25 protein-coding genes are annotated in these 24,359 nt (G+C 46.4%); 19 read left to right on the top strand and 6 right to left on the bottom strand.

Annotated elements, in window-relative coordinates:
- The first annotated feature begins 105 nt into the window (after positions 1 to 105).
- A complete protein-coding gene (locus tag QL223_RS02905; RefSeq protein WP_281543844.1) occupies positions 106 to 1,290 on the top strand; it encodes an amino acid aminotransferase in 1,185 nt (394 codons plus the stop codon).
- A 71-nt stretch (positions 1,291 to 1,361) separates the two neighbouring features.
- On the opposite strand, the gene QL223_RS02910 is transcribed toward QL223_RS02905, so the two are convergent.
- Complete coding sequence (locus QL223_RS02910) at positions 1,362 to 1,943, bottom strand: YceI family protein (protein WP_281543845.1); 582 nt, start codon at positions 1,941 to 1,943, stop codon at positions 1,362 to 1,364.
- 252 nt (positions 1,944 to 2,195) lie between these two features.
- On the opposite strand from QL223_RS02910, the gene QL223_RS02915 reads away from it, so the two are divergent.
- The gene (locus tag QL223_RS02915; protein WP_002536081.1) at positions 2,196 to 2,558 is read left to right on the top strand and encodes a RidA family protein; all 363 of its coding nucleotides are present in this window, start codon (positions 2,196 to 2,198) and stop codon (positions 2,556 to 2,558) included.
- 75 nt (positions 2,559 to 2,633) lie between these two features.
- On the opposite strand, the gene QL223_RS02920 is transcribed toward QL223_RS02915, so the two are convergent.
- A complete protein-coding gene (locus QL223_RS02920) occupies positions 2,634 to 4,556 on the bottom strand; it encodes a Cache 3/Cache 2 fusion domain-containing protein (RefSeq protein ID WP_281543846.1) in 1,923 nt (640 codons plus the stop codon).
- 181 nt (positions 4,557 to 4,737) lie between these two features.
- Here QL223_RS02920 and QL223_RS02925 point away from each other — a divergent pair, with 181 nt between their 5' ends.
- Positions 4,738 to 5,202, top strand: a complete 465-nt coding sequence (locus tag QL223_RS02925) for an OsmC family protein (RefSeq protein ID WP_281543847.1) — start codon at positions 4,738 to 4,740, stop codon at positions 5,200 to 5,202.
- On the opposite strand, the gene QL223_RS02930 is transcribed toward QL223_RS02925, so the two are convergent.
- On the bottom strand, positions 5,199 to 6,140 hold the full coding sequence (locus tag QL223_RS02930; RefSeq protein WP_281543848.1) for a Dyp-type peroxidase: 942 nt from the start codon (positions 6,138 to 6,140) through the stop codon (positions 5,199 to 5,201). The two genes, QL223_RS02925 and QL223_RS02930, sit on opposite strands and share 4 nt — an antisense overlap.
- A gap of 225 nt (positions 6,141 to 6,365) precedes the next feature.
- Here QL223_RS02930 and QL223_RS02935 point away from each other — a divergent pair, with 225 nt between their 5' ends.
- The 8 genes from QL223_RS02935 to QL223_RS02970 all read left to right on the top strand — a co-directional run bounded on the left by QL223_RS02935 (position 6,366) and on the right by QL223_RS02970 (position 13,164).
- Positions 6,366 to 6,806 (top strand): hypothetical protein, encoded by a 441-nt coding sequence (locus QL223_RS02935; RefSeq protein ID WP_281543849.1) that lies wholly within the window; start codon positions 6,366 to 6,368, stop codon positions 6,804 to 6,806.
- 527 nt (positions 6,807 to 7,333) lie between these two features.
- Positions 7,334 to 7,855, top strand: coding sequence for a hypothetical protein (locus tag QL223_RS02940; RefSeq protein ID WP_281543850.1), 522 nt, complete (start codon positions 7,334 to 7,336; stop codon positions 7,853 to 7,855).
- Between the two features lie 669 nt (positions 7,856 to 8,524).
- On the top strand, positions 8,525 to 8,872 hold the full coding sequence (locus QL223_RS02945; RefSeq protein ID WP_281543851.1) for a hypothetical protein: 348 nt from the start codon (positions 8,525 to 8,527) through the stop codon (positions 8,870 to 8,872).
- A gap of 39 nt (positions 8,873 to 8,911) precedes the next feature.
- Complete coding sequence (locus QL223_RS02950) at positions 8,912 to 9,196, top strand: hypothetical protein (RefSeq protein WP_281543852.1); 285 nt, start codon at positions 8,912 to 8,914, stop codon at positions 9,194 to 9,196.
- Positions 9,197 to 9,323: 127 nt separating this feature from the next.
- A complete protein-coding gene (locus QL223_RS02955) occupies positions 9,324 to 9,626 on the top strand; it encodes a hypothetical protein (RefSeq protein ID WP_281543853.1) in 303 nt (100 codons plus the stop codon).
- A gap of 108 nt (positions 9,627 to 9,734) precedes the next feature.
- Positions 9,735 to 9,869, top strand: a complete 135-nt coding sequence (locus tag QL223_RS02960) for a hypothetical protein (RefSeq protein ID WP_281543854.1) — start codon at positions 9,735 to 9,737, stop codon at positions 9,867 to 9,869.
- 787 nt (positions 9,870 to 10,656) lie between these two features.
- Positions 10,657 to 11,106 (top strand): hypothetical protein, encoded by a 450-nt coding sequence (locus QL223_RS02965; RefSeq protein WP_281543855.1) that lies wholly within the window; start codon positions 10,657 to 10,659, stop codon positions 11,104 to 11,106.
- Between the two features lie 801 nt (positions 11,107 to 11,907).
- A complete protein-coding gene (locus QL223_RS02970; RefSeq protein ID WP_281543856.1) occupies positions 11,908 to 13,164 on the top strand; it encodes a hypothetical protein in 1,257 nt (418 codons plus the stop codon).
- A gap of 172 nt (positions 13,165 to 13,336) precedes the next feature.
- Here the strand turns inward: QL223_RS02970 and ylqF are convergent, their stop codons facing one another.
- Both ylqF and QL223_RS02980 read right to left on the bottom strand, forming a co-directional pair.
- Positions 13,337 to 14,281, bottom strand: coding sequence for a ribosome biogenesis GTPase YlqF (gene ylqF / locus QL223_RS02975; RefSeq protein WP_251879888.1), 945 nt, complete (start codon positions 14,279 to 14,281; stop codon positions 13,337 to 13,339).
- 147 nt (positions 14,282 to 14,428) lie between these two features.
- Complete coding sequence (locus QL223_RS02980) at positions 14,429 to 15,193, bottom strand: EAL domain-containing protein (RefSeq protein ID WP_281543857.1); 765 nt, start codon at positions 15,191 to 15,193, stop codon at positions 14,429 to 14,431.
- Between the two features lie 432 nt (positions 15,194 to 15,625).
- Here QL223_RS02980 and phhA point away from each other — a divergent pair, with 432 nt between their 5' ends.
- Positions 15,626 to 16,417, top strand: a complete 792-nt coding sequence (gene phhA / locus QL223_RS02985; protein ID WP_046305326.1) for a phenylalanine 4-monooxygenase — start codon at positions 15,626 to 15,628, stop codon at positions 16,415 to 16,417.
- Between the two features lie 10 nt (positions 16,418 to 16,427).
- Complete coding sequence (locus QL223_RS02990; protein WP_002536068.1) at positions 16,428 to 16,769, top strand: 4a-hydroxytetrahydrobiopterin dehydratase; 342 nt, start codon at positions 16,428 to 16,430, stop codon at positions 16,767 to 16,769.
- Positions 16,770 to 16,827: 58 nt separating this feature from the next.
- Here QL223_RS02990 and QL223_RS02995 read toward each other — a convergent pair whose 3' ends face one another.
- Positions 16,828 to 17,274 (bottom strand): DUF4174 domain-containing protein, encoded by a 447-nt coding sequence (locus tag QL223_RS02995; protein ID WP_002536067.1) that lies wholly within the window; start codon positions 17,272 to 17,274, stop codon positions 16,828 to 16,830.
- A 334-nt stretch (positions 17,275 to 17,608) separates the two neighbouring features.
- Between QL223_RS02995 and urtA the strand changes: the two genes are divergently transcribed.
- From urtA to QL223_RS03025, 6 genes are all read left to right on the top strand, one after another.
- Positions 17,609 to 18,904, top strand: a complete 1,296-nt coding sequence (urtA, locus tag QL223_RS03000) for an urea ABC transporter substrate-binding protein (protein WP_002536063.1) — start codon at positions 17,609 to 17,611, stop codon at positions 18,902 to 18,904.
- 159 nt (positions 18,905 to 19,063) lie between these two features.
- Positions 19,064 to 20,725, top strand: coding sequence for an urea ABC transporter permease subunit UrtB (gene urtB / locus QL223_RS03005; RefSeq protein ID WP_281543995.1), 1,662 nt, complete (start codon positions 19,064 to 19,066; stop codon positions 20,723 to 20,725).
- Positions 20,726 to 21,805, top strand: coding sequence for an urea ABC transporter permease subunit UrtC (gene urtC / locus QL223_RS03010; protein WP_281543858.1), 1,080 nt, complete (start codon positions 20,726 to 20,728; stop codon positions 21,803 to 21,805).
- Complete coding sequence (urtD, locus tag QL223_RS03015) at positions 21,802 to 22,695, top strand: urea ABC transporter ATP-binding protein UrtD (RefSeq protein ID WP_281543859.1); 894 nt, start codon at positions 21,802 to 21,804, stop codon at positions 22,693 to 22,695. The genes urtC and urtD overlap by 4 nt, the downstream gene beginning before the upstream one ends.
- Positions 22,696 to 22,706: 11 nt before the next feature.
- Positions 22,707 to 23,402: an urea ABC transporter ATP-binding subunit UrtE gene (gene urtE, locus QL223_RS03020; RefSeq protein ID WP_002536057.1), complete on the top strand. Its 696-nt coding sequence runs from the start codon at positions 22,707 to 22,709 to the stop codon at positions 23,400 to 23,402.
- Positions 23,403 to 23,412: 10 nt separating this feature from the next.
- The gene (locus tag QL223_RS03025; protein ID WP_281543860.1) at positions 23,413 to 24,288 is read left to right on the top strand and encodes an urease accessory protein UreD; all 876 of its coding nucleotides are present in this window, start codon (positions 23,413 to 23,415) and stop codon (positions 24,286 to 24,288) included.
- The last annotated feature ends 71 nt before the right edge of the window (positions 24,289 to 24,359 follow it).

Below are 24,359 nucleotides of genomic sequence, written 5' to 3' on the forward strand. Positions count from 1 at the left end.
AATCCATTGATATTGGGTTGCGCTTTTTTAGTTGCGCGGCGCTGAGCTTTTAGTAATGTAGCTTCATTAGCAAACAGCACGGCCGTTAAATAAGGAAGTTATCGAATGTTAGATCTGCTATCTCCGGCGCTACAAGACCCAATTTTGTCTCTCTCCGTCGCTTTCCGCGAAGACAACCGCGCCGAAAAAATGGACCTTGGTATTGGCGTTTACAAAGACAGCCAGGGCAACACCCCCATCATGAAGGCGGTGAAAGCAGCACAGCAACAACTGGCCGAATCTCAAACCACCAAAAGCTATGTCGGTCTGGCAGGCAGTGAAGCCTACAACCAGGCGATGACAGATCTTCTTCTCAAAGGCACAGACGGCTATTCACGCAGCGCAGCAGTGCAAACACCGGGTGCTAGCGGTGCGCTGCGTATGCTGGCAGATTTAATGTATCTGGCAAAACCTATTACTACGGTATGGATCAGCAACCCAAGCTATGTGAACCACAAACCCGTGATGGAAGCAGCTGGCCTGACCGTGAAGTTTTATCCTTACTTCAACGCCGAGACCAAACAGGTTGATGCCGATGCCATGATCGATGCACTGTCAAAAGCGGGTCCTGATGATGTGGTGCTTCTGCACGGCTGTTGTCATAACCCGACGGGGGCAGACATTCGCCCTGAGCACTGGCAGGCGATTAATGATCTGGCACAGAAGAATGGCTTTACGCCGTTTGTTGATATTGCTTACCAAGGTTTTGGTGATGGCTTAGAAGAAGACGCAAACGGCCTGCGCCTGTTGGCAGATTCAGTAGAAGAAATGCTGATCGCGACGTCTTGCTCGAAAAACTTTGGTTTATACCGTGAACGCACAGGTGCAGCGATTGTTATCGGTAAAAACGCACAAGAAGCGGGTAATGCAAAAGGGCGTATTCTCCAACTGGCGCGCGCAACGTACACCATGCCGCCAGATCACGGTGCTGCGATTGTAGAAACCATTCTCACCAGCGATGAACTCACAAAGCAATGGAAAGACGAGCTGGATACGATGCGCGGAAGAATCATTACACTGCGTGATGGTCTGAGTGCTGCGTTAGCGAAACGCACAGGTGATGACCGTTTTGATTTCATCAAGGAGCACAAAGGCATGTTCTCCATGTTGGGCTTGAGCCAAGACCAAGTTGAACAACTGCGTTCAGACTTCGGTATCTATGCTGTCGGTGACAGCCGTATCAACGTGGCAGGTTTGACGGAATCACGCATTGACTATCTGGCTGATGCACTTATCGCTGTCGCGAAATAACTCGGTCGGACTAAATAATAAAGCCAGCATCTGCTGGCTTTAAATTTATGCGTTCAATAAACAGAGAATTTTTATTTTTCTTTAAATACCAAACTAACATTGACGGGCACAGTGCTGGAAATATCAATGTTCCCAACTGTTTCAGAAACCGCTTTTAAATTGGCTTCTGGAATACCAAAAGTTGCGGCACTAATAACGACAGGTTTATAAGTAAAAGCGAATATATTGTCATCATCTTTAATCATATTCATATCCAACGTCACTTCTTTGGTATTACCAAATAAAGTCACTGTCGCGGGAATTGATTGCTGAAGTAGCGCGCCTGACTTGTCTAGATCCTGCATAGAAACCTGTCCCTCTACCTTCAGCATCGGAAACTTCTTAGAATCAAAGAAAAGATCGTTAAGACGCTGATTACGAATAGGAATGCCGGTGGATATTGATGAGAGCGGAGCGGTAACGGTGAACTTACCCGAGGCGTCGACACTACCTTCAATGCCGCTGATAGTGGCAGGTTCAACGATGTAGGATTTCTTGATGGTGGCAAAACTAATGGAAGAGGCTTCACTATCAACAGAGTAATTATCAGAAGCAAAGGCGAGAGAAGAAGACAAGGTTAAAGCCAACAGCGTTGCCGACGAAATACATTTCATTGTTTATTTCCTTCTTATTGATTGTGTGTTGATATCCTTATCGACTGTAGACACTTTGTACATCGCTTTATTTCGATGTGAATTTTCTGAATTTCCGATTGCGCCTTATTTGTTCCAAGTGATGCATAATTAAAACAAGGTGTGATTGAATTATTTATACTTTTAATTGCTGACAATTCAACCTAACCAAGATGACGTGCAACGCCATCAAATGTTAGTATGTGTCGTCAAACTTAATCTGGTAGTAACCCAATGAAAATACATCGAATTAACCCTACAAAACGTTGGTCAGATGTGACCGTATTCAATGGCATTGCAAATTTTGTAGAAGTGCCGGAAAGCGACCTGAGTGCAGACATCAAAGGCCAGACACAACAAATCTTCGCACAGGCAGAAGAAATGCTGGCAACCGTCGGCGCAGACAAAACCCGCATCCTGTCTGTTACCATCTACATCACTGATTTCGCCAACCTGGAAGCGCTGAATGAAGTGTGGGATAACTGGTTTGAAGAAGGCACTGCACCAAGCCGCGCTTGTGTGAAAGCAGAGCTGGCAGACCCAGATTATCTGGTTGAGATGGCATTTGTAGCCGCTGCTGGCGAAGAGTTCCAGTAAGCTAGCATTTTCCAAATGAAAAACGCCCTGCAAACAGCAGGGCGTTTTTCGTCTGGCTCTCACATATATTGCTTGCTAAACGCGATAGCTAGACAGTTGTTCGTTCATTTGAGTGGAGAGGATTCGTAGGTATTCACTGGCTTTTTGGGTTTCATCAATATACTGCGCATTTTCCTTACTAATTAAACCAATTTGGTCAATGTTTTGGTGAATTTCACCAGCGACCACATGCTGTTCGTCAGCAACATTGTTGATGGAAACGTTGGCTTCGGTGAGCATTTTGACTGCCGTTACGATGTGTTCCAGTACTTCACCGGCAGATTTGGCTTCCTCAACATTCGAGACAGAAATCTCGCGGTTCTTTTCCATCAAAGCAAGCATCTCATTGGTACCGCTTTGGAGCCGTTCGATCATCACCCGGATCTCTCCGGTTGAATCCTGAGTTCTGCTGGCAAGTGACCTCACTTCATCGGCGACTACGGCGAATCCTCGGCCTTGTTCACCGGCTCGAGCTGCTTCAATGGCGGCATTCAGCGCCAGCAAGTTTGTCTGCTCAGCAATTTGAAGAATCACGTCGAGAATACCGCTGATGTCTCCAGTGGCACTGGCTAACTCATTAACGACATTGGCTGATTTGGCCATGGATTCATCCTGACTTTCCAAGCTGACGATGACATTCTGAACCACGGAGTTACCGCGCACGACCTCCTGATCTACTTTTGTAATGGCATCGGAGGAAGCGCTTGCACTTTCTGTTACTGACTGTGCAGACTCGTTTAATTGTTGAATGGCATACTGGGCGCGTTCTACTTCCTGACTTTGTTTACCCATCGCCGCTGAAGAATGATCGGCGATTCCAGCCAAAACCTCGGATTCCGCAGAGAGTTTGCTGGATGATTCCATGACTTCTTTGATCGTGGCCTGTATTCGCTCTAGCACTTTATCAAAGTGTCTGGCCATGATGCCGAACTCATCTGAAGCATCAGAATTAAACCGCTTAGTTAAGTCACCTTTACCTTCCGCTATATCTTTAATAGCAGCGATAAAAGCATTTAGGGGTTTGGCCACAACCTGTTTCATCACGAAAAAGTTAATCAGCATAAAAGCAATCACAAAACAGACGACCACCGCGAACGCTTTAAGTGCCGACTGGAAGATCATTGCAGACACATCTTTGTTAGGGTAAGCGATGACAATTTCATAGTCCCATTTGTCATAAGGGAATCGTGCCACTGACCAAGCATCGGGATTGATGTTTAACGCCGACTCAACCACCGCCGTATCAACAGAGTCTGAATGCATTCTGACGCGTTTCTGGTTATCCAATAACGCAACAAAACCATTATTTAGAACGGTCGACTTACCAATGGCAGAGGCCAATTGCTTAAGATCTGCTGAATAACCCACATACCAAATACCGATAACAGAATTTTGTTTATCAAAAATGGGTTCATAAGCGGTCAGGTAAGGATCACCAAGGATATCAATTTTGCCGTAATAAGCTTCACCTGCCTGAATTTTCTGATCAACGGCGCCTCCTGGGTGCAAAATGGTGCCAGTAGCGCGTTTACCGTTCTTTTTTACATTGGTGGCAATACGCACAAATTCTGAACCATCTTTAGCAAAAACGGTTGCAGTTCCCCCCATGGTGCTGGTTATCCTGTCGACAAGCCCATAGTTGTTGGCTTGTGGATTGTCACCTAGGTAAAGGTTCAAAGAGTCTCTTCCGCTGACCATAACGCGTTCTCTTAGGTTCGGATTACCCAGCTCCTGACCCTCTTTTTTGAGCAATGCCATGCTTGATGCCACGCGCTCCATAATCAGACTGTGTGTTGTGTCCATTAAGCCAAGCAAGTCATGGCTAAGGTTTTCTTTCTGGATATAGACACTTTCTTTAATGTGATTAGTTTCGTTGATATTGGTTAGCACAAAAGCAATCGCGCTGGCGATAATCCCCAGACTAGCTATGGCAGCGAAGAACTTTCTTTGAAGAGACATTCTCTTTACTCCTTGTGGACCCACTTACAACAAACAAAAGGGAAGTTAGTTAACTAGTTACATATAAAGGTGGCTAAATGTTTCAAAATGTTTCGTCCATGAGTGAATTCTAGATTCGGGTGTCAAGAAATTTAGCGGATACCGGACAAATATCGGTAAAATGTATTAAGGATGAGAATAAATGGGGTCAAAACACACAGTTTTAATCAATTGGTGGCATAGGGATGCAGAATGCGAGCATGAAAATACAACTCGTTTTATTCATGAATGGACATTTGATGGAGGAATAAAAGTCGATGCATCACCTTCTCCTTTTGTTATGCCGGAAAAGGCAAAAGAAGAAGCTATCGACCCTGAAGAAGCCTTTATCGCCGCCATTGCAAGTTGCCACATGATGACTTTTCTAACTGTTGCCGAGAAGCAACGCTTTACAGTGGAAACTTACGCCGATGAAGCCATTGGCACCTTGGGTAAGCTAGAGAATGGAAGAACAGCAGTGACGGATGTGGTGCTAAAACCCACGATAACCTTCAGGGGTGATAACCAGCCATCCGCCGACCTGCTTGCCAAAATGCACAAGCTCGCACACAAGCACTGCTTTATTGCCAACTCAGTTACCACCAATATCACAGTGGAAAGCGACTAATCATCAAATCGCGCATCAAGAAAACGCTGCGAAGGCACAAAGTAGTTCGTCCCTGTCTTCGCTTCAACAAAATCCAGCAGCTTGTCATAATCTCCGTTTTCGTCTGCGGTGATCATCTGCTTCAATGACGTTTCTACAACAGACGCCGAAGCTGCAAATCCGACAAACATGGTGCCGTGCTCAATAGCATTTCCGTAGGGACGGTTCTGGCGGTACATTTTGATTTCCTCGCCGTCCACTTCCACCTTGCTTTTCTCATTGTGTGCCCACGCGGGCTTTTCTTCATCACTCAGTTCAATGTCATCCATCTTAGTGCGGCCAACGACTTTTTCTTGCTGTTCAGTTGGCAGAGCATCCCAGTCCTGATGACGGTCGACATAACGCTGAACCGTGAGATAGCTGCCACCTACCTCGTTATCACTGCCTACCTGTATCAAAACTGCTTCCGCGCGTTCTTCATCTAGAGGGTTTTCCGTACCGTCGACAAAATCAATCATGTCGCGGTTATCCAGATACTTAAAACCCTGAATATCTTCAACGAGATCCGCTACATCCGCCAGCGCACGCGCGGCGTATTTGGCGACCTGAAAGTTGAGGTCTTTGCGTTCTGATTTCACCATCAAAAAGATATCACCTGATGTGGAAGGGAAAATGCGGGGGCCATCTGCCAATGCAGGAAAGTCATGGAGCTCAGAAGGGATTGGCACATCAGGAAACAGAATCGGCCAACTGTTGGCAGAAAATCCCATAGTGACAGACAAACCGGCAGAGCTATCTTTCTGTCGAATGGATTTTTCAATGCCCGGTAGCTGGGAAAGCGCCTCGTTGATCTGGTCCATGTTGAGCCACTGATCTTTCAGCGTGAAAGTTAGAAATTCAGCATGGGTAGTAGGATTAGACAATACACCTGGCTGCGCCAGAGACACGAGCTCGTTCATAGATCTTCCTGTTGGTAGAAGTGAGAAATCCCAGTGAGAATAGAACAGGTGAGAAGATCGAGGTGGGGTAGGAATGAGACGCAAGGTAAGAACAGACTCAATCCCACAACAAGGTTGTTGATGTCCCGTTTTGCATACATAAAAGATTCATATCATTAGACTTCTTAGGCAAGCGCAACTAGGATAAATTTTCTTTAAAGTAATTCAGTTGCATATAGGGAAAACATGCTCTGGCACAAGGTTCAAAACCAGCTCAAACTCCACGATATCAGCCTCGTCGTCGGCCCCAACCGATCAGACAAAACCAAGTTTCTGGTAGAGCAATATGGCGATACGCCATTCACCATTGATGTTTCCAAAGCCAAGCTCGCCTATTGCGGCGGCGATACCACCATCAGCGACGCTGAATGGCAACAAATCATTGATCGGGATTGTCCATTTATCACCGTCGATGATGCCCACCTGCTTAAAATGCCAGACCTAATCAAGTTGATTGAAGTCGCGGTAGAAACCAAAAAACGCCTTTATATGTCATGCAACGAAACCATTGTTTCTGACCTGCCTGCATTGCTGACTCATGCCAGAACGCACCATCTGTCAGTGGTTAAACTGGAAAGGCTAACCGCGAATGATGTGTGCGCGTGGGTGTTGGGGGAGTTCGGGTAAACTCTTGTTCCTTCCCCTCTCTAAGGGAAAGATTAGGGGATATTTGGTTGGTTTTGTCCCTTGCGAGACTGAGTCCCTTTCTGCTGACTCATTACTAAGTCTGTCTTTACGATACTTTTTATATTCCGAACCTTACTTTTCCACTGTTGAAACACACAGTAGATGCAAAGGTGTCGCATAATACCGAAATAGCCCCATTTTGGCGTATTTTCACAAGGTCGTTCTTGGCTTTGTAAGAAAAAACTTTAAAAACAAAAAGGAAGTTATTTTTAAAGTACAGCGGCTTGTTATTGGTGGACAAAATGGGGTGTTTAAATACACCACTTTGGTGTCCAATACACTGTTAGCGAGAACATATGATCAATGTATTAACGTGCATATTGTTGAGCACTCTACTCTTGGGTTGCTCGTCCCAACCTATTGATGATCTCTCTATTTCGTCACTGAATGCGCTGTATGTAAGTGAAAGCAACGAGTTATATTTATCACAAGACTTGAGGTTTTCCATTGAGTATCGAGAAGCTAAAATGAAGAAACTTCTCGATAAGGAGATGTTGCTAGTGACTTTGTCATCATCCCAGAACTTATGGGATAGCTCTATTGAGTATCAAGCCCCGTTTTCTCCTCGCGTATACTTTTGTGATAAAAAGCATGAATTGACTCGCCTCAGGGCATCAGGGGTATATATGCATGGTAAAGAGATAAAAAATCAATTTTATGATAGAGATGTCGTTCAAGATGCTCTGGCCAATAATCCGATTAAAGAATTATATACATACAACATTTATCTCAATACTCGCGATATGCATAATGTTGCACCAATAGACTTTTCGGATTTAAGCCCACACATGAAGTCAGATGGGAGTTTCAACAAACATCTATTTAGGAACTTCGACCTAAGAAATAATAACCAAAACGTATGTATTCATTTAGAGTCAATGAGGCCTTCTAAACTCATTCCAGCTAGAGTTTACACGTCTAATACGGTAACTATAACAGCGGAAGATATTCATAATGTTTTATCAAATCGAATAAGTACTGGAAGGTGAATTTGCTAACAAAGGCCATCAACGGGACGCTTTTTCACCGCTGCAACTTTTTAAAGTGTCAAGAATACAAAGAATTAAGCAGTTTTGGGCAGTTTGGTAAGCGTCCGTTATTGCGACGTTATACCTCAGGACTATATGAGTGAGATTGAGCTGAAAATAAATGAAATTGCCCAAGGTTTTCTTACGGGAGAGCAGGGAAAACTGTGGTTCAATAGTCTGAAAAATAAGGAAAAGTCAGAAGCTCTGAGTTCCTTATCTAAGTTTATAACTCAGTCACACCCGACAAATGAAGAAGTAAGAAAGGCAATTGTTATGTCTGGGCTAAACCCAAACTTCACACCATGCGTGTTAATAAATAAGTTTGATCTCAGTGATGCTTTGTACAAGATAAATCTGTTGCCAGATATCGAGATTGATAAGTCTTGGTGTTTGCTTATGTCGCTATTCACTATAAGTGACTCTCGTCGAAGAAGGCTGTCATGTGGGAAAAGGTGTAGGGACTGGTGGCACAACCTAAAATCGGTATAACAAGGCTATGAATGGGACGCTTTGTCAATGCAGCATCTTTTCAAAATGTCGTGAATACAAAGGGTTAAATCAGTTTTGGGCGGTTTGGTAAGCGCCCGTTATTGCAACGTTATATGCTTTTTCAAATCAGGAGTAATAAGCTTGAGTATTGAGTCAGTCCAAAAAGAATGTTGTGAGCATTATCAAGCAATTTATGCTCCTGTTGAGCCTACTCAGCTTGTTACTATTTCTAAAGGCATTTATGAGGGCTCAGCACCAGTTGAAGGGGTTCGTTACCCATCACCAAATCATATGAGTGGTTGGTGGTTAACTACAGATGAGTACGACGGCAATATCAGCTCATTAGTTACCGTGCACTTTGAGCACATCATCGAAAAACGCCCTGAATTAGCAATATATATGGCTCTTCCATTCGGGTATCGTTTCAACTTAGGCGGTGAGTCAGAGCATGTTTGGTTTGACCAAGCAGTGGCTGCTGAAAGCATATAACAAGCGCATATTCGGACGTTATATGCTTTGGAGCTATCGATGACAAATTTAAAAATTGTTCTTATATGTCAAAGTCGATACTCACCAATGTACGATGATCAACTTATATCTTTAATAAACAAAGGTTATGAGTTGGTTTGTGTAGTGGGTCAGGGATGCCAAGAATGGGAAGGTGTAATCGATGAACTTGCTGTAGGTGACGGAACAGACCCCAAGTTTATTGTTACGACTAGCCATCCTGAACAATCAACAGATGAAGTGATCGAATTTGCAAAGTTGCTTTCTTGTTCGAAAGCATCTGGTGTAGATGTTGTTAGCATATAACAAGGTCATGAACGGGACACCTTGTCAATCTCGAAGCGTCTAGGAAGTAGCGTGATTACATAGGTTTGGTCAGGTTTAGCGCGGGCAAGTGCCCTTTATCACAACGTTATGTGTCTAGAGAGTTCAAATGAATAAAAAACTCAACCTTATAATTTTGATTGTCTTTCTGTCACAGGTTTCACTAGCCAATGAAAAGGTAAATGGTCAAGTGTCAAAAGCTAAAGAAACTATTTCAATCGATGAGTTAGAGGTTAGTGGGCTTGGATTAGCTACTGTAGGAATGAGAGTAATGCATAGCTTTTTTGGAGAGGGAGTAATAGTGGATATTGCGGAGTTTCCAGATAAAACTCATACGATAAATGTTGATTTTATTGACAACGGAACGAAATGGCTGGTACCTGAGTATGCCAACCTATTACCAGCTAAATGACATATAACAAGCCGCTTACACATCGTTCCGGCTAAAAAGCGGCTTCCACTGGACTCGCTATCGCTCGCCGTTTAGCGGGGAGTTATGTGCCTTATGGAGATAAGCATAGTGAGCCTTTCAGAAGAAGAGTTAGTATCTGAGTTTGCCAAACACAAAGAGCTTGTTATTGACTGTGCTTCTGGCGCACTTGAATTCTGGGACTTTGTAGAGTCTTACAACAATTTTACCATTTTTGTGCGTTAGATGGTCATGAGAGTAATGCGCTTTCATCTGAATTATTAGCGAAATTCAGCTCAAATGTAGAGTTTCATTGGAAGATTTCGGAACAGGTACTCTCACTCGTATGCTCAGATGATGATGCAGCGAAACCAGATTACATCAAAGGCGGGCGTATTAGTTCAACTGAGGCAGTCAAAAGATTGCAGCAAATAGTTAGAAATGGCACATAACAAAGGTTTTCAAGGTGGACAAAAAACGCGGGCGCAGTTTTTGTTTATTCATTTTTTGTGTTCAAGGTGGCGGTTTAGCAGTCAGTTTCCATTTTTTCCTTAAAACAACGTTATAGGTAAGTCAGTTTCCGTGCTCTCAGTTATGAACAACACCAAATGGCGAGAACTTCGAAAGGCAATGTCTTGTTTAGGCTCAGTTAGTCCTCAGTGGAAAGTCAAAATTCTCTCAACTGGTTACCAGTCAAATTGGGATGGTGACTGGTGCCATCATTTTGCAGACGACAATTATTCAGATATTGAGTGGGTTGAAATCAAAGTAGATGGCGAACCTCAACGTTCACTAGTTCTGAATGCTCTAAAAAATGTCCATGTGGCAGGCTCTGTTACTGAAGATGGATATAGGATCTACGGGTATGTTTCAGACTTTAGCTCGGTCGATTATCTCTGAGAAATTTCTATAACAAGGCAGTGAACGAGGAACGCTTTGTCAACGCAGCAGCTTTTCAAAGTGGCCTTAATACAAAGGACTAAAGCAGCTTGAGTAGTTTGGTAAGCACCCGTTATCGCAACGTTAACTCTATATGCATATGAATTTGATTCTTGAAAATACTGAACAAGTGAAGTGTTTTACATACATGGCGGATGTATTTTCTGCATTAAGTGTGAACTGTACAGACTATGACTGGTATATCAGCGACATAGAGACAAATGGATATCTTGTTGATGAGGGGTGGTACAGTGGCGAGTCTTTGGACTCCCTAGTTCAGGGAAATAAAATTCAGTTTATTTGGGCTGTTTTCTCAGCATTTCCAATAGGTACAAAGTTTGACGTTACTGAAAAGCCCTATATAGATGGAAATCCCGATTACTGGAATGGTTCCAACCCAGAACCTCAACTAGCTCAGGCACTTTTTGAAATAGGTTGCTGGGATAGCAGCGCTACTATTCTGGTTGGAGTATCATCGCAACTAGCGGAAAACTTCATGGCGGTTTACACGGATACACGAGAGCTGGAGCGCGCTGCAAGATAGATAGTTAACAAGGCTATGAACGTGGACGCTTTGTCACTTAGGCCGCTTTTCAAAGTGTTGTGAATACAAAGGTATAAATGGTTTTGGGTGGTTTGGTAAGCGCCCGTTATTGCAACGTTTATTTCTTATCGCATAGGTGAATGTGGTGATCAAATACAATTGGGTTTGTAACCAATGCCAACACGTTAACAGGTCTGGCACTGATTCTTGTGTAAAATGCGGCTGCTCGGCATATGCTAACCCAGATGAAATTCTAGCTAGAAAAGACCCCGAAGAATTTAAATTTAAAGAACTAAGAAAGTATATCGAATCGAAAGCAGTCTTCTTTCTTATTGCGCCCAGCTTTATTATCTTGTTCTTTTACAACGGGCAAGCGTTATACTTCGCTTTATGGCTAGTTTCACTAGTAGTCGTTGCAATTTCAGAAGCGGAGTTTTTGTCATTCGTATGGAAGGATTCATGGGCTAGGAAAGTCATACTTATAAACTCAGCTTGTTTATCCCTCCTTATTACTATTAGGCTCTCGCTGCAAGGCTCAGCTCTAGAAAACTATGTCGTATTCCCTTTGGTCATGTACTTATTCTTTACTTTTCTCTATCTGAAAAAAAGTAAAGCGAGTAACAGATTTGTTGCTCGGTATAAGAAATTTTAAGATAACAAGGCGATAAACGTGGATGCTTTGTCACTGCGGTAGCCTTTCAAAGTGTCGTGAATACAAAGGATTAAAGCAGTTCTGGGCGGATTGGTAAGCGCCTGTTATTGCGACGTTATACCTTATTTGTCACTCAGTGAGGACCATACATGGATATTGATGTTCTATTACAGGGATTATCTGAGGCAGCCAAGAGCCCTTTGGCATTTGTGGCCTATTGTATAGTCATACTTGGTTGGGCTTCTATTGCGTGGAAGGAATCAAGATTCAAGACGATTGCTAAAAACCTAGAACTGATACCTGAAGCTCAAAGACTTGAGGCGATGAAGCTCGAATATGGTCTTGAGCCAAAAGAGGGACTAAGTGCAGAGTCTTACCTTAATCTAAAGAAAAAGAACTATTTATTCTTAGCCTTCGGGATAACGGTAATTGCAGCATTGCTGATATCGACATTAGCAATTTACCGATCAATTCAAATTGATAAAGCAAATATTGCCCAACAGACAATGAATATTGCTTATGAAACTTTTATCAGAGGTACAACCACTGCTGACGACAATCGTTTCAAAATTTCTATAGGAAAGCTAGAAGAAGCATTAGCTGTAAACCCTTCATATTCAGGTTACGTAAATCTAGCAGATATATACGACGAAGTGGGAAATGTAGATGCTGCCCTATGGGCGAGCACAAAGGCAGCAGATTTAGATCCAAGTAACCCTAGCCCTGAGCTATACATCGGGATGTTTTTGAAGGATAAAGGGGAGCTTGAAGAAGCGCTAGAACACTCCAAGAAAGCTTTAGAGCTATTCAATGCTATGGATATCGAAGATGATGAGTTCATGGTTACGATACTGGTAAACATTGGGAACATTTATTACGAGATGGCAGATTCTTCAATTGGTGATGAGAGAAATGAATTTGCGCAGTTAGCCAATGAACAATATTACCAGCCAGCTTTGGAGCTGCGAGGAAGTATTAAAAATAAAAGATTTCTCGCCAATTTGCTTGGAAATGCAGCGAACAATCATCGCCTGTTAGAGCAGTTCGTTCTTGCTGAAGGTTTAATGTTCCAGTCAATAGCGATTAAAGAAAAACTGGCAAAACAATCTCCTCTATGGAGTAGCTTGGGGGTTGGCTACTTCAACCTGGGCGATGTTTATCTAAAACAAAAGAAACTTGCTGAAGCAAAAAAGTATTTTGATCTAAGCGAAGATATTTTTACGGCATCAGATCACCAAATCGGATTGGGTAGTGTGCATCTTGCCAGAGGGGATATTGCACTAATCAACAATAACCTCCAGTTAGCTAAACAGGAATGGCAGGCTGCTCGTCAAATATTTAGCTCAAATGGGCTTGATCTATATACGAATAAAGCTACTGAAAAGCTGGCTAGCTTAGATGACTAAACGAAACATAGCTTCAAGTTTGAAGAGCGACACTTAGCCTGCTCTGTGTTCACAGCATTTCTCCGCTGTTCTAAAGAGTGAAAGAACCAAAAGCCAAACAGCCAAAACAAAAAGCCCCGTATTTACGGGGCTTTCAATCTCAACTCTCGAAACTCTTATCTCGAATCTCGCCTTAGCGCTTATTCTTCAAATAGCGCTTACGACGCTCTTCTTTGTGTTTCGCTTTTTCTTCTGCTTTCTGCGCTGCGGCTTCCTCTACTTCAACCAGTTCCTGACTGATCATGTCTGGGTGTTCCAGCGTGATGAGACCTAGTGCGCCGTTGCGAAGATCGTTAATCAGAATCTCTGAGGCTTTGTGCAGGTCGATACGACCGCCAGCACGTAAACAGCCGCGCTTTTCGCCAATCGCTTCCATCAGTTCCACTTCGGTTTCTGGCAGTTCTTCGATGTTGTAGCGCTTTTTAAGCAGTTCAGGGTATGCACTTGCCAAGTATTCCACGGTGTAGAATGCCACTTCGTCATATTCCATCGCGGTATCTTTTACTGCGCCAGTCGCTGCAAGGCGGAAGCCACTGTGTGGGTTTTCCACTTTTGGCCACAGGATCCCTGGGGTGTCAGAAAGTACCACACCGTTTTGCAGGTTAATGCGTTGCTGCTGGCGGGTTACAGCCGGTTGGTTACCGGTTTTCGCGACAACACGGCCAGCCAGTGTGTTGATGATGGTGGATTTACCGACGTTTGGAATGCCCATGATCATGGTGCGAATGTTCTTGCCCATTTCTTCACGGTGAGGGGCGAGCTTGCGGCAAAGATCCATTATTTTGTTCACTTCACTGATTTGCTCAGTGGTGATAGCCATCGCTTTTACACCTTGTTCTTTTTCAAGGTGCTCAAGCCACAGGGCAGTCATCTCCGGGTCAGCCAGATCGCGCTTGTTCAGCACTTTAATCACTGGCTTATCTTTGCGGATGCGGCGAATCATTGGGTTTTCGCTGCTAAACGGAATGCGCGCGTCGAGTACCTCGATGATCACATCGATTTTTGGTACCACTTCTTCGATTTCTTTGCGCGCTTTGTGCATGTGGCCCGGGAACCACTGGATGGAATTGTTAATCATGCGAATGATTGCCTTTGTAATTCTGTATAAACGCCTTTCAACATGCGCTGAGGCGAAAAGTTGTCGGCGATTTTAGCACTTAACGGAGGCTTGATAAAAAATAACTGGAAGAACAGGGGGAGAGTGGTGAGAGATTAGCCGATTTTCTTATTCGACCTTCTGGGTCGGCCCGCGTTTACCAGGGTTAGCAGCAAAGAAATCTTCCAAGCGCTGTGGCATGCCCAAATAGAAACCCTGGAAGTAATTGATGTGCAGGGCGCGCATGGCTTCGTATTCTTCCTGATTCTCGATGCCTTCCACTAATATTTCAGCATTCACTTCGTTGGCGAGGGCAACAGCACGCAGCATGGTTTCTACTTCGCCTTCTACATAACGTTGCACTAAAGAACGGTCGATCTTAATTAGGCTTGGGCGAATCATACGTACACGCATTTCCTCTGAGCCCTCTACGCCGTAATCATCTACCGCGATTTGGAAGCCGTTATTAATAGATTGTGTAATGGCAACGGAGAGCGAGAGGGTGTCGGCATGCAGGTGTTCGACAACTTCCAACACAACGTGATGACGGGGGATCCCCAATTCGGCGAGGCGCTTAACTATCAGGTTCTGGTTGGAGAAGGTTTCAATAGAAGCGACAGCGGAAGACGGCAGCATGTTGAGGAAGATTGAGTGATTGCCAGCAAAGGATGAAAAGTTTCGGAGATGGATAACGCGGGCAAGTTTGTCAATACTGATTTGGTTTGTAAAATCTGGATGGTCGTGATCGAGCTTCCTAAAAAGATGTGCAGGGCAGGCTGGCTCTCCATCCGTTTTTCTGGCCCGCACTAGCGCTTCAAACCCAAGTACCGTACCATTTGCCCGGAAAATAGGCTGAAAGACACTGCGAAGTTCCAATCCATTGAAGACAGCCATCACGTCACCATTTGTATCGGTGCGCAGGCATTCCTCAAATTCAGATTGTGTCCTCAAGTGCTTAACCACAACTACCTTACCTCTCAATCAGACCTGACCGATGTTACGCGAAAGCGTACTATCGGCAAATCAATCATTAGCTTGCATGCTAGATTAATGTGATCTTCTCCGAGGTGAGACGCTTTTTTGCGCTTGGGAACCTCGCTGAAAGCCACGTAATGTCTGCCTTCTCTTACAATTGTTATCTTTGTCTTAATGGCAATGACGTGCAAGACGAGGGAGACAAAAATCATCTTCCACTCACCGCTCGCGTAAAAGCGGGATGTAAATAAAATGTTACGCACTGGTGTTCTGTAAAACCCGCCCGGGTGTTTTCCTCTCTCTGTTGAACCGCTATCGTTTTTTGTAGAGACGAAACAGGGAGGCGTGGCGATGAAACAGCATCAATACGAATCTAAGCCGTTGGATTCTAAAGGTCAGATCGCTTGGACGGATGACGAACATGAGGTCTGGACGCAGCTTGTCGCCAGACAGTTAGACTGCATCAAGGGCAAGGCGTGTCGCGAGTATTTTGATGGGCTGGCATTGCTGGATTTGCCCACAAATTGTGCGCCACAGATATCTTCCATCAACCGTGTTCTGGCAGAAACAACGGGTTGGCAGCTGGAGCCTGTGCCAGCTTTGATTGATTTCGACCATTTCTTCGCGCTGCTTGCATCAAAACGGTTTCCTGTCGCGACCTTTCTTCGCACTCAGCAGGACTTTGACTATCTACAAGAGCCTGACTTCTTCCACGAAATTTTCGGTCATTGCGCCATGTTGACGCATCCAGCGTTTGCTTCATTTACTCAACATTATGGCAAGCTGGGAGTGAACGCATCGAAGGCAGATCGCGTATATCTTGCAAGGTTGTACTGGTTTACGGTTGAGTTTGGGCTGGTTCAAAACGATGAGGGGCTATCAATTTACGGCGGTGGAATCTTATCTTCGCCAGCGGAAACCGAGTATGCCTTTAATAGCGATGAACCGGTTCGGAAGAAGCTGGATGTGATCGACGTAATGAGAACGCCTTATCGCATCGACATTCTGCAACCGATCTACTTTTATTTAAGTACGCTCGACGAGCTGTACGAACTCGAGAAACTCGACTTGCTTGCGTGTGTGAACAGGGCAAAAGCCCTTGGTCTGCATGCGCCACTTTACCCTCAGAAAATCGCACAATAGGGAGAATGAAATGGAACAATTGTCAGAACTGCAATGTGAAGCCTGCCGTGCAGATGCGCCAAGAGTGGACGGTGATGAAGCGGCAAGCTTGATGTCCACGCTTCCTGAGTGGCAACTGCTGGAGGTCGATGGCATCAACCAATTGCAACGCGTTTATAAGTTCCGCAACTTCAAATTGGCGTGGGAATTTGCAGATAAAGTGGCTGAGCTTGCAGAAGCGGAAGGACATCATCCGGCCATTCTTCTGGAGTGGGGTAGCTGTTCGGTTACCTGGTGGACCCACAAAATTAAAGGTTTGCACAAAAATGATTTTATCTGTGCAGCCAAGACAGATTTGTTGTGCGAAGACTGATCTTCGCTAAAAAGTAAGAAAGGGGCGCAATGCCCCTTTATAGAGAAAACAGCGACAGCTAAATGCTACACCTCAAACCTCGTTCCCTGATTTCTGCCTTCCGCATTGGCATCTCATCAATAACCTGCACCATTTCGTTGATATCAAAACCCTGACGCCAACGGGCTTTTTCGGTGCCATCCTTACCGATCAATACTGCGGTATGCTCGTTGTTCCGCACGCGATATTTGTTCATCAGTTTGATGATTTCCTGCGAAGAGAATAGGCCTCGGGAGTCGGACAGATCGTTCATGTCTAAAATGAGCGTATGGAGGTCTCTGTCATCAATCTGGCAGCGATGAACCAGCAACTGACGCTCAAAAGAGGCGACGTTTTCATCGAAACCTTTTGAAAAATAGATAAGTGTTCGGTGGGGTTCAATCAGACCGTACATCGGGTAGGCGAGCGTGTTTGTGCTGAACCACAGCCCAGTCAGAGCCAACCCAAGATAAGTGAACGTTTTCATGATACACGCCCTTCCACAAAGAACATGTTTGCTAGTACGTAAGCATAGTTCGTCCGGATTGATCTCTCCTGCCTGTACTAAAAAATACAGAACGATGCTCCATATAAGTGCGTCGTGTCATTCCTAGCTAAGGAGTGACTAATATAGTGCGTTGGGCAGGTTTCTATGCACCATTCTTAAGCATCTTGAATTTTGTGTTCGTGTCTATAACGTTTGATGCTCTGTATAAAACCTGTTTTATTTCATTGGGTTGTGATTTATTTGCGAGCAATATCTCGTTTATGGCAAGGCTCTTGCTCAAGGGTATCCCAGATACTCAAAAGGAGCTTTTGCAATGAATGGGAAGAAGTTTGCATTAAATTGGGTAAGTGCTGCGGTTATCGCTGGTGCTGGCATCTCATTTCAGGTTGTCGCTGAAGAAGACACCATCAAAGTGGGTGTCTTGCACTCGCTATCTGGAACGATGGCGATCAGTGAAACGACGTTGAAAGACACCGTGTTGATGATGGTGGACGAGCAAAACAAGAAAGGCGGCTTGCTCGGCAAGAAGCTGGAAGCCGTTGTGGTTGACCCAGCTTCAAACTGGCCGCTGTTTGCAGAAAAAGCACGCGAACTGATTGAGAAAGAAGAAGTAGATGTTGTGTTCGGCTGCTGGACATCCGTTTCACGTAAATCTGTCTTACCTGTATTCGAAGAACTTAACAGCCTGCTGTTCTATCCTGTTCAGTACGAGGGTGAAGAGTCCTCGAAAAACGTGTTCTACACTGGCGCTGCGCCTAACCAGCAGGCAATTCCTGCTGTTGATTACCTGAAAAAAGACCTTGGCGTTGAGCGCTGGGTATTGGCAGGTACTGACTATGTCTACCCACGTACGACTAACAAAATCCTCGAAGCCTATTTGATTGACAGTGGTGTCGCCAAAGAAGACATCATGATCAATTACACCCCATTTGGTCACTCTGATTGGCAGTCAATCGTTGCTGACATCAAGAAATTCGGTGCTGCCGGTAAGAAAACCGCAGTGGTTTCTACCATCAACGGTGACGCCAACGTGCCTTTCTACAAAGAGCTTGCTGCTCAGGGCGTAGAAGCGGAAGACATTCCTGTCGTCGCGTTCTCAGTCGGTGAAGAAGAACTGTCTGGTATGGACACTTCTGCGCTGGTGGGTCACCTCGCGGCATGGAACTACTTCATGAGCGTGGAAACTGACACCAACGACGAGTTCGTTGAGAAGTGGCATGCCTACATCAAAGACGACAAGCGTGTGACTAACGATCCAATGGAAGCCACTTACCTGGGTTTCAACATGTGGGCGAAAGCGGTTGAGAAAGCAGGCACCACGGATTCTGAAGCCGTTCAGGAATCGATCATTGGTGTGACTGTACCAAACCTGACTGGCGGTTTTGCGACCATGATGCCTAACCACCACATCACTAAGCCTGTGTTGATTGGTGAAATTCAGGACGACGGTCAGTTCGTGACCGTGTGGGAAACCCCAGACGTTGTTGCGGGTGATGCGTGGTCTGATTACCTGACTGGCTCCAAAGACCTGTTTGCAAGCTGGCTGAAGCCAATGTCTTGCGGCAGCTTCAATGTCACCACGGGCCAGTGCTCAGGTGTCGCTGAATAAGTTCTGATTCTATCTACTAGGGTAGGGAGTCCATAGAGAGTCCCGCCCGGAAGGTTGCTTCCAGTTTACCTGCCTTTGCGGTGCCGTCTCCTTGCACATATGAACCGCATTGGCAGGATTTTTTCGAAGGATCGATTCATGCATCGTTTGACAGCAACAATGAATCGCCTGCTGTGGTTGTGCCGCTTACTCGTTCTTATGAGTAGCGTGCTGATAACAGCACAGGCGAACGCCGACATTTCGGAGATGTCGCAAGCCGCAAGCGCACTTGCGGGTAAATCGTTTGGTGACAAAGAAGCCGCGATTGCTTTTATCGCGTCAGCTGAGTTATCAGAACAAGCAACAGTATCTAAAATTCAACTTCTTGAAGGCTTGCTGAATAAGCAGGTGGTTTACGACAAGAAAGCCAAATCTGTTTGGTATCTTGCTGAGCCGCCATTGGCGAAAGGCAGCGAGCTGACCAATATCCTCTCTGGCGACACTGTGACGGTAGAAAAGAAACGCCAGTACCGTGCGGTGACCATCAATAACAATATCCGCAGTCAGATTAAGACCGCCATGGCGACAGCTGCACTGTCCAGCGCTGATGCAGAAACCCGACAAACCGCGGCTAGGCGGATGATTGGAGAGCTTGATGCCTCCTTACTTCCTACTATCATTTCGATACGCGACGCTGAGAGTGACACTGTCACTAAAAAGTATCTCTCCACGGCAATTTCTGTGTACGCAGTGACAGAAGGCAGCGAAGCAACGCAGACCATGGAAGCAAAGCAGACCATGGAAGCCATAACTTTCCTGTCTAGCGTTGGTTTGCCCGAAGCCTTTGATGCGCTGCAGGCAGCAAGAGCGAAAGTGCAGAGTGATGATGTTGAAACCATCACAGCGCTTGATAAAGCGATTGCTGAATACGAACAGAGCCAGCGCGTAGTGAATGCCGCCCAGACCTTGTACTTCGGTTTAAGTCTTGGGTCGGTACTAGTGCTCGCGGGAATCGGCCTTGCCATCACATTTGGTGTAATGGGCGTGATTAACATGGCACATGGTGAGCTGATCATGATCGGCGCGTATACCACTTATGTGCTACAACAACTTTTCCCGGCGCAAACCGGCATGGCGTTGCTGCTTTCTATTCCTTGCGCCTTTGTGGTTTCCGGTTTGGTGGGCATGGCGATTGAACGCTCGGTGATTCGACATCTTTACGGTCGACCATTGGAAACCTTGTTGGCGACCTTTGGTATCAGCCTCATTCTGCAACAAGCAGTCCGTAGCATCTTCTCACCGCTTAACCGTTCCGTCAGTACGCCTGATTTTATGAGCGGCATGATTGAAGTGACGCCGATGCTAGAGCTGACAGCCAGCCGCATGTACATCATGGTGTTCTGCCTGATGGTCTTCTTTGCACTCCTGTTTATTTTGAAACGCACGCCGCTGGGCCTGCAGGTTCGCGCTGTGTCGCAAAACCGCGCAATGGCCCGCGCGATGGGTGTGCGCTCAGAATGGGTCGACATGGCGACCTTTGGCTTGGGCTCGGGCATCGCCGGTGTGGCGGGCGTTGCGCTATCGCAGCTCACCAATGTGGGACCGAACATGGGTCAGGCTTACATCATTGACTCTTTTATGGTGGTGGTCTTCGGCGGTGTTGGAAACCTATGGGGAACGCTGGCTGCAGGCTTGAGCCTCGGCGTGTTCAACAAAGTCTTGGAACCTTGGGCGGGCGCTGTATTGGCGAAGATCCTCGTGCTGGTGTTCATCATCCTCTTTATTCAGAAACGTCCTAAAGGTTTGTTCCCGCAACGTGGACGCATGGCGGAGGACAACTAAATGGTCACTAAATCTCTTTTCGACCGCTCAACGGTCATGATGATTGTGGTGCTGCTGAGCATCGGTTTTCTGGTGCCTATCCTGAATCTGGTGGTACCGGCAGGTAGCGTTTTTCATCTGGAAACCTATACCGTTTCTCTGCTTGGCAAATATCTCTGCTTCGCCATTCTCGCGCTGTCAGTGGATTTGGTGTGGGGCTATCTTGGTATTTTGAGTCTGGGTCACGGCGCGTTCTTCGCACTCGGCGGATATGCCATGGGCATGTACCTGATGCGCCAGATTGGTGATCGCGGTGTTTACGGTAATCCAGAACTGCCGGACTTTATGGTGTTCCTGAACTGGCAGGAATTGCCGTGGTTCTGGTTTGGCTTCGACCAATTCTGGTTCGCCTGTTTGATGGCGGTCGCTGTGCCGGGTTTGTTGGCCTTTGTGTTCGGCTGGCTGGCATTTCGCTCCCGTGTGTCCGGCGTTTATCTCTCCATCATGACGCAGGCGATGACGTTCGCTTTGATGCTGGCATTCTTCCGCAATGAAATGGGATTTGGCGGCAATAATGGCCTGACGGATTTCAAAGACATTCTCGGTTTCAGCCTTCAAAGCGATGCCACCCGAATTGGGCTATTTACGGCGACTGTGATGGCGTTGTTGCTGGCTTACTTGTTGTGTCGTGCGGTGGTTGTCAGCCGATTAGGTGCATTGACGATCGCGATTCGCGATGCGGAATCCCGCGCCCGATTTGTTGGGTATCGTGTCGAAAACAGCAAGCTCTGGTTATTCGTGTTGTCTGCTGCCATCGCAGGTGTGGCAGGGGCGCTGTATGTCCCTCAGGTGGGCATCATTAACCCGGGAGAATTTGCTCCGCTGAACTCGATTGAAATTGTGGTCTGGGTGGCACTGGGTGGTCGTGCAACCCTTTACGGTGCTGTCATTGGTGCCGTGTTGGTGAACTATGCGAAAAGCTGGTTCACGGTTGAATTTCCTGAAGTCTGGCTGTTTGCGTTGGGTGCGTTGTTTGTGCTCGCCACCTTGTATCTACCAAAAGGCGTAAGTGGACTGTTTCGCAAGGAGGCAAACGCATGATGTCGAGAACCTTGGTGGTCGAAGGCATGAACCACCAAAAAGAACAACTGCCTGAAATTAATCCTACGGCGGAGCTGCTGAATGAAATCACCCGACGTGATCAGGTATTCAGCTTCCTGAAGCCTCAATACAACCCAAAAGTCGACGTGAAAAACGGCATGTTGCTTTACGTCGAAGGGGTGTCGGTATCTTTCGATGGGTTCAAAGCGATTAACGATTTGAACCTGTACATCAAAGAAGGCGAGCTTCGTTGCATTATCGGGCCAAATGGTGCGGGTAAAACCACCATGATGGACATCATCACGGGTAAGACGAGACCGGATGTGGGCGATGTCTGGCTTGGTCAGCAATTGAACCTGCTCAAGATGGATGAAGCGGAAATTGCCAATGCGGGCATTGGCCGAAAATTCCAGAAACCTACCGTATTTGAAGCGTTATCAGTTTGGGAAAACCTTGAGCTCGCCATGGCGGGTGAGAAATCGACATTGCACCTGTTCCGGGCTGTTTTATCCGGTGAGCAGAAATGCGACATAGAAAGAGTGCTGGAGCTAATAGGCTTAGACACGCAGTCCAGAATGTTGGCGGGCAAGCTTTCCCATGGCCAGAAACAGTGGCTTGAAATCGGCATGCTGCTGATGCAGAAACCCAAGCTTTTGCTGGTGGATGAGCCTGTGGCGGGCATGACGCATCAGGAGATGGATCGTACCGCAGAATTGCTGCTTTCGCTGGCTGGCGAGCATTCGATCATGGTCGTTGAGCACGACATGGATTTTGTTCGCAGCATTGCGTCGACAGTGACTGTGCTTCACCAAGGGCATGTGCTGGCAGAAGGGTCGATGAAATCGATTCAGGACGACCAGCGTGTTCGCGAAGTGTACTTGGGCCAATAGGAGAGAGCTTAATGCTGACAGTAAATGGATTAAATCAGCGTTACGGAGAGAGTCAGACACTCTGGGATCTTTCTATTGAAGCGCCAAAAGGACAATGCACCGTGGTGATGGGACGCAATGGCGTCGGAAAAACCACCTTGCTGCAAAGCATCATGGGGCTGTTGAAAGTCGATACTGGTCAAATCCTGATGGAAGGCAATGACCTTGCCCCGCGCCGTGCGGAAGACAGACCACGAGCCGGTGTGGGCTACGTGCCGCAGGGGCGTCAGATCTTCCCACGATTAACCGTTGAGGAAAATCTGGAAATTGGCCTGCCAATTCGCCCGAAGAACGACAGGAAAATCCCGGATTACATCTATGAGTTGTTCCCTGTTCTGGCGGAAATGAAGCGTCGCTTTGGCGGGGATCTATCAGGTGGTCAGCAACAGCAGTTGGCAATTGCCCGCGCTTTGGTGATCGACCCCAAACTGTTGCTGTTGGATGAGCCAACAGAAGGGATTCAGCCAAACATCGTGCAGGAAATTGGCGACATCATCTGCAAACTCAATCAGGAGATGGGTCTCACTGTCATTCTTGTTGAGCAGAAGCTGCCTTTCGCACGAAAAGTCGGCGACAGATTCTGTTTGCTTGATCGCGGAAGAAGTGTGGCAAGCGGTGAAATGGACGAGCTTTCTGACGACCTGATCCGACAGTATCTGACGGTGTAGGAGTGATTGTATGGCACAAATGCTCTCTGATGTTTATGAAAGCAATGCCCTGAACACCCAGTCTCACGGCCGATGGGAAGCGGAGCTTCGCCTTGGGTATCAGCACAACGGCACCCGAACGGTATTGCGTGATTGCCTGCACCGTGGCCCTTTGGCGGTGCAGCGTGCTTTGTATCCTGAAGGTGGCGTATGCCACAGCCATTTGTTGCACCCTCCGGGTGGTGTGGTGGGTGGCGATAGCCTGAATGTGTTTGTCGAGGCCAAAGACGGCGCAGAAGCATTGATTACCACCCCCGGCGCAACCCGTTTTTATCGCTCAGACGGTCGCGTTGCGACGTTAAACCAATCGCTGAAAGTGGGTGAAGACAGCCGTCTTGAGTGGTTGCCCTTGGAAAACATTGCGTTTCCGAATGCCCATCTTGTCACCCGCACGGATATTCAAATTTCCTCTCATGCGCGCTTTGCAGGCTGGGAAATTTGGACCCTGGGACAGCCCGTTTCCAACCAAGCCTTCGATAAAGGCGTGATTGATGGAATGACCACGATTTCCATCGACGAGAAGCTCGTTCTCTGCGAGCGCCTACGCGTCAATCCAGCCACCCTACAACACTCTGCTGCGGCGCTTCGTGGCTATCCCGTTGTCGGTGCGATGTTCGTGTATGGCGACGCAGAGGCTTTGTCTGAGTTGCTTAAAAGCTGGTGGGCTGAACAGGACAAACCGAGTGAGCTGGAACTCGGCATCACCTATATCGACGGATTGGTGGCTGTGCGGGCATTGGCATCAAACACAGAAACCCTGTTCCACATTCTGACGGAATGCTGGCTAAAAATTCGAAAACACTGGACCGGCGCAACTCCTGATGTGCCGAGGATCTGGCGTACCTGATGGATAGCGGTGTTCTGGCGTAACTGATTTATAGCGGTGTATTGACCGCAAAAACTGCGAGGAGTCAACAC

The organism is Grimontia sp. SpTr1 (assembly GCF_947387585.1).
Taxonomy (GTDB): domain Bacteria; phylum Pseudomonadota; class Gammaproteobacteria; order Enterobacterales; family Vibrionaceae; genus Enterovibrio; species Enterovibrio indicus.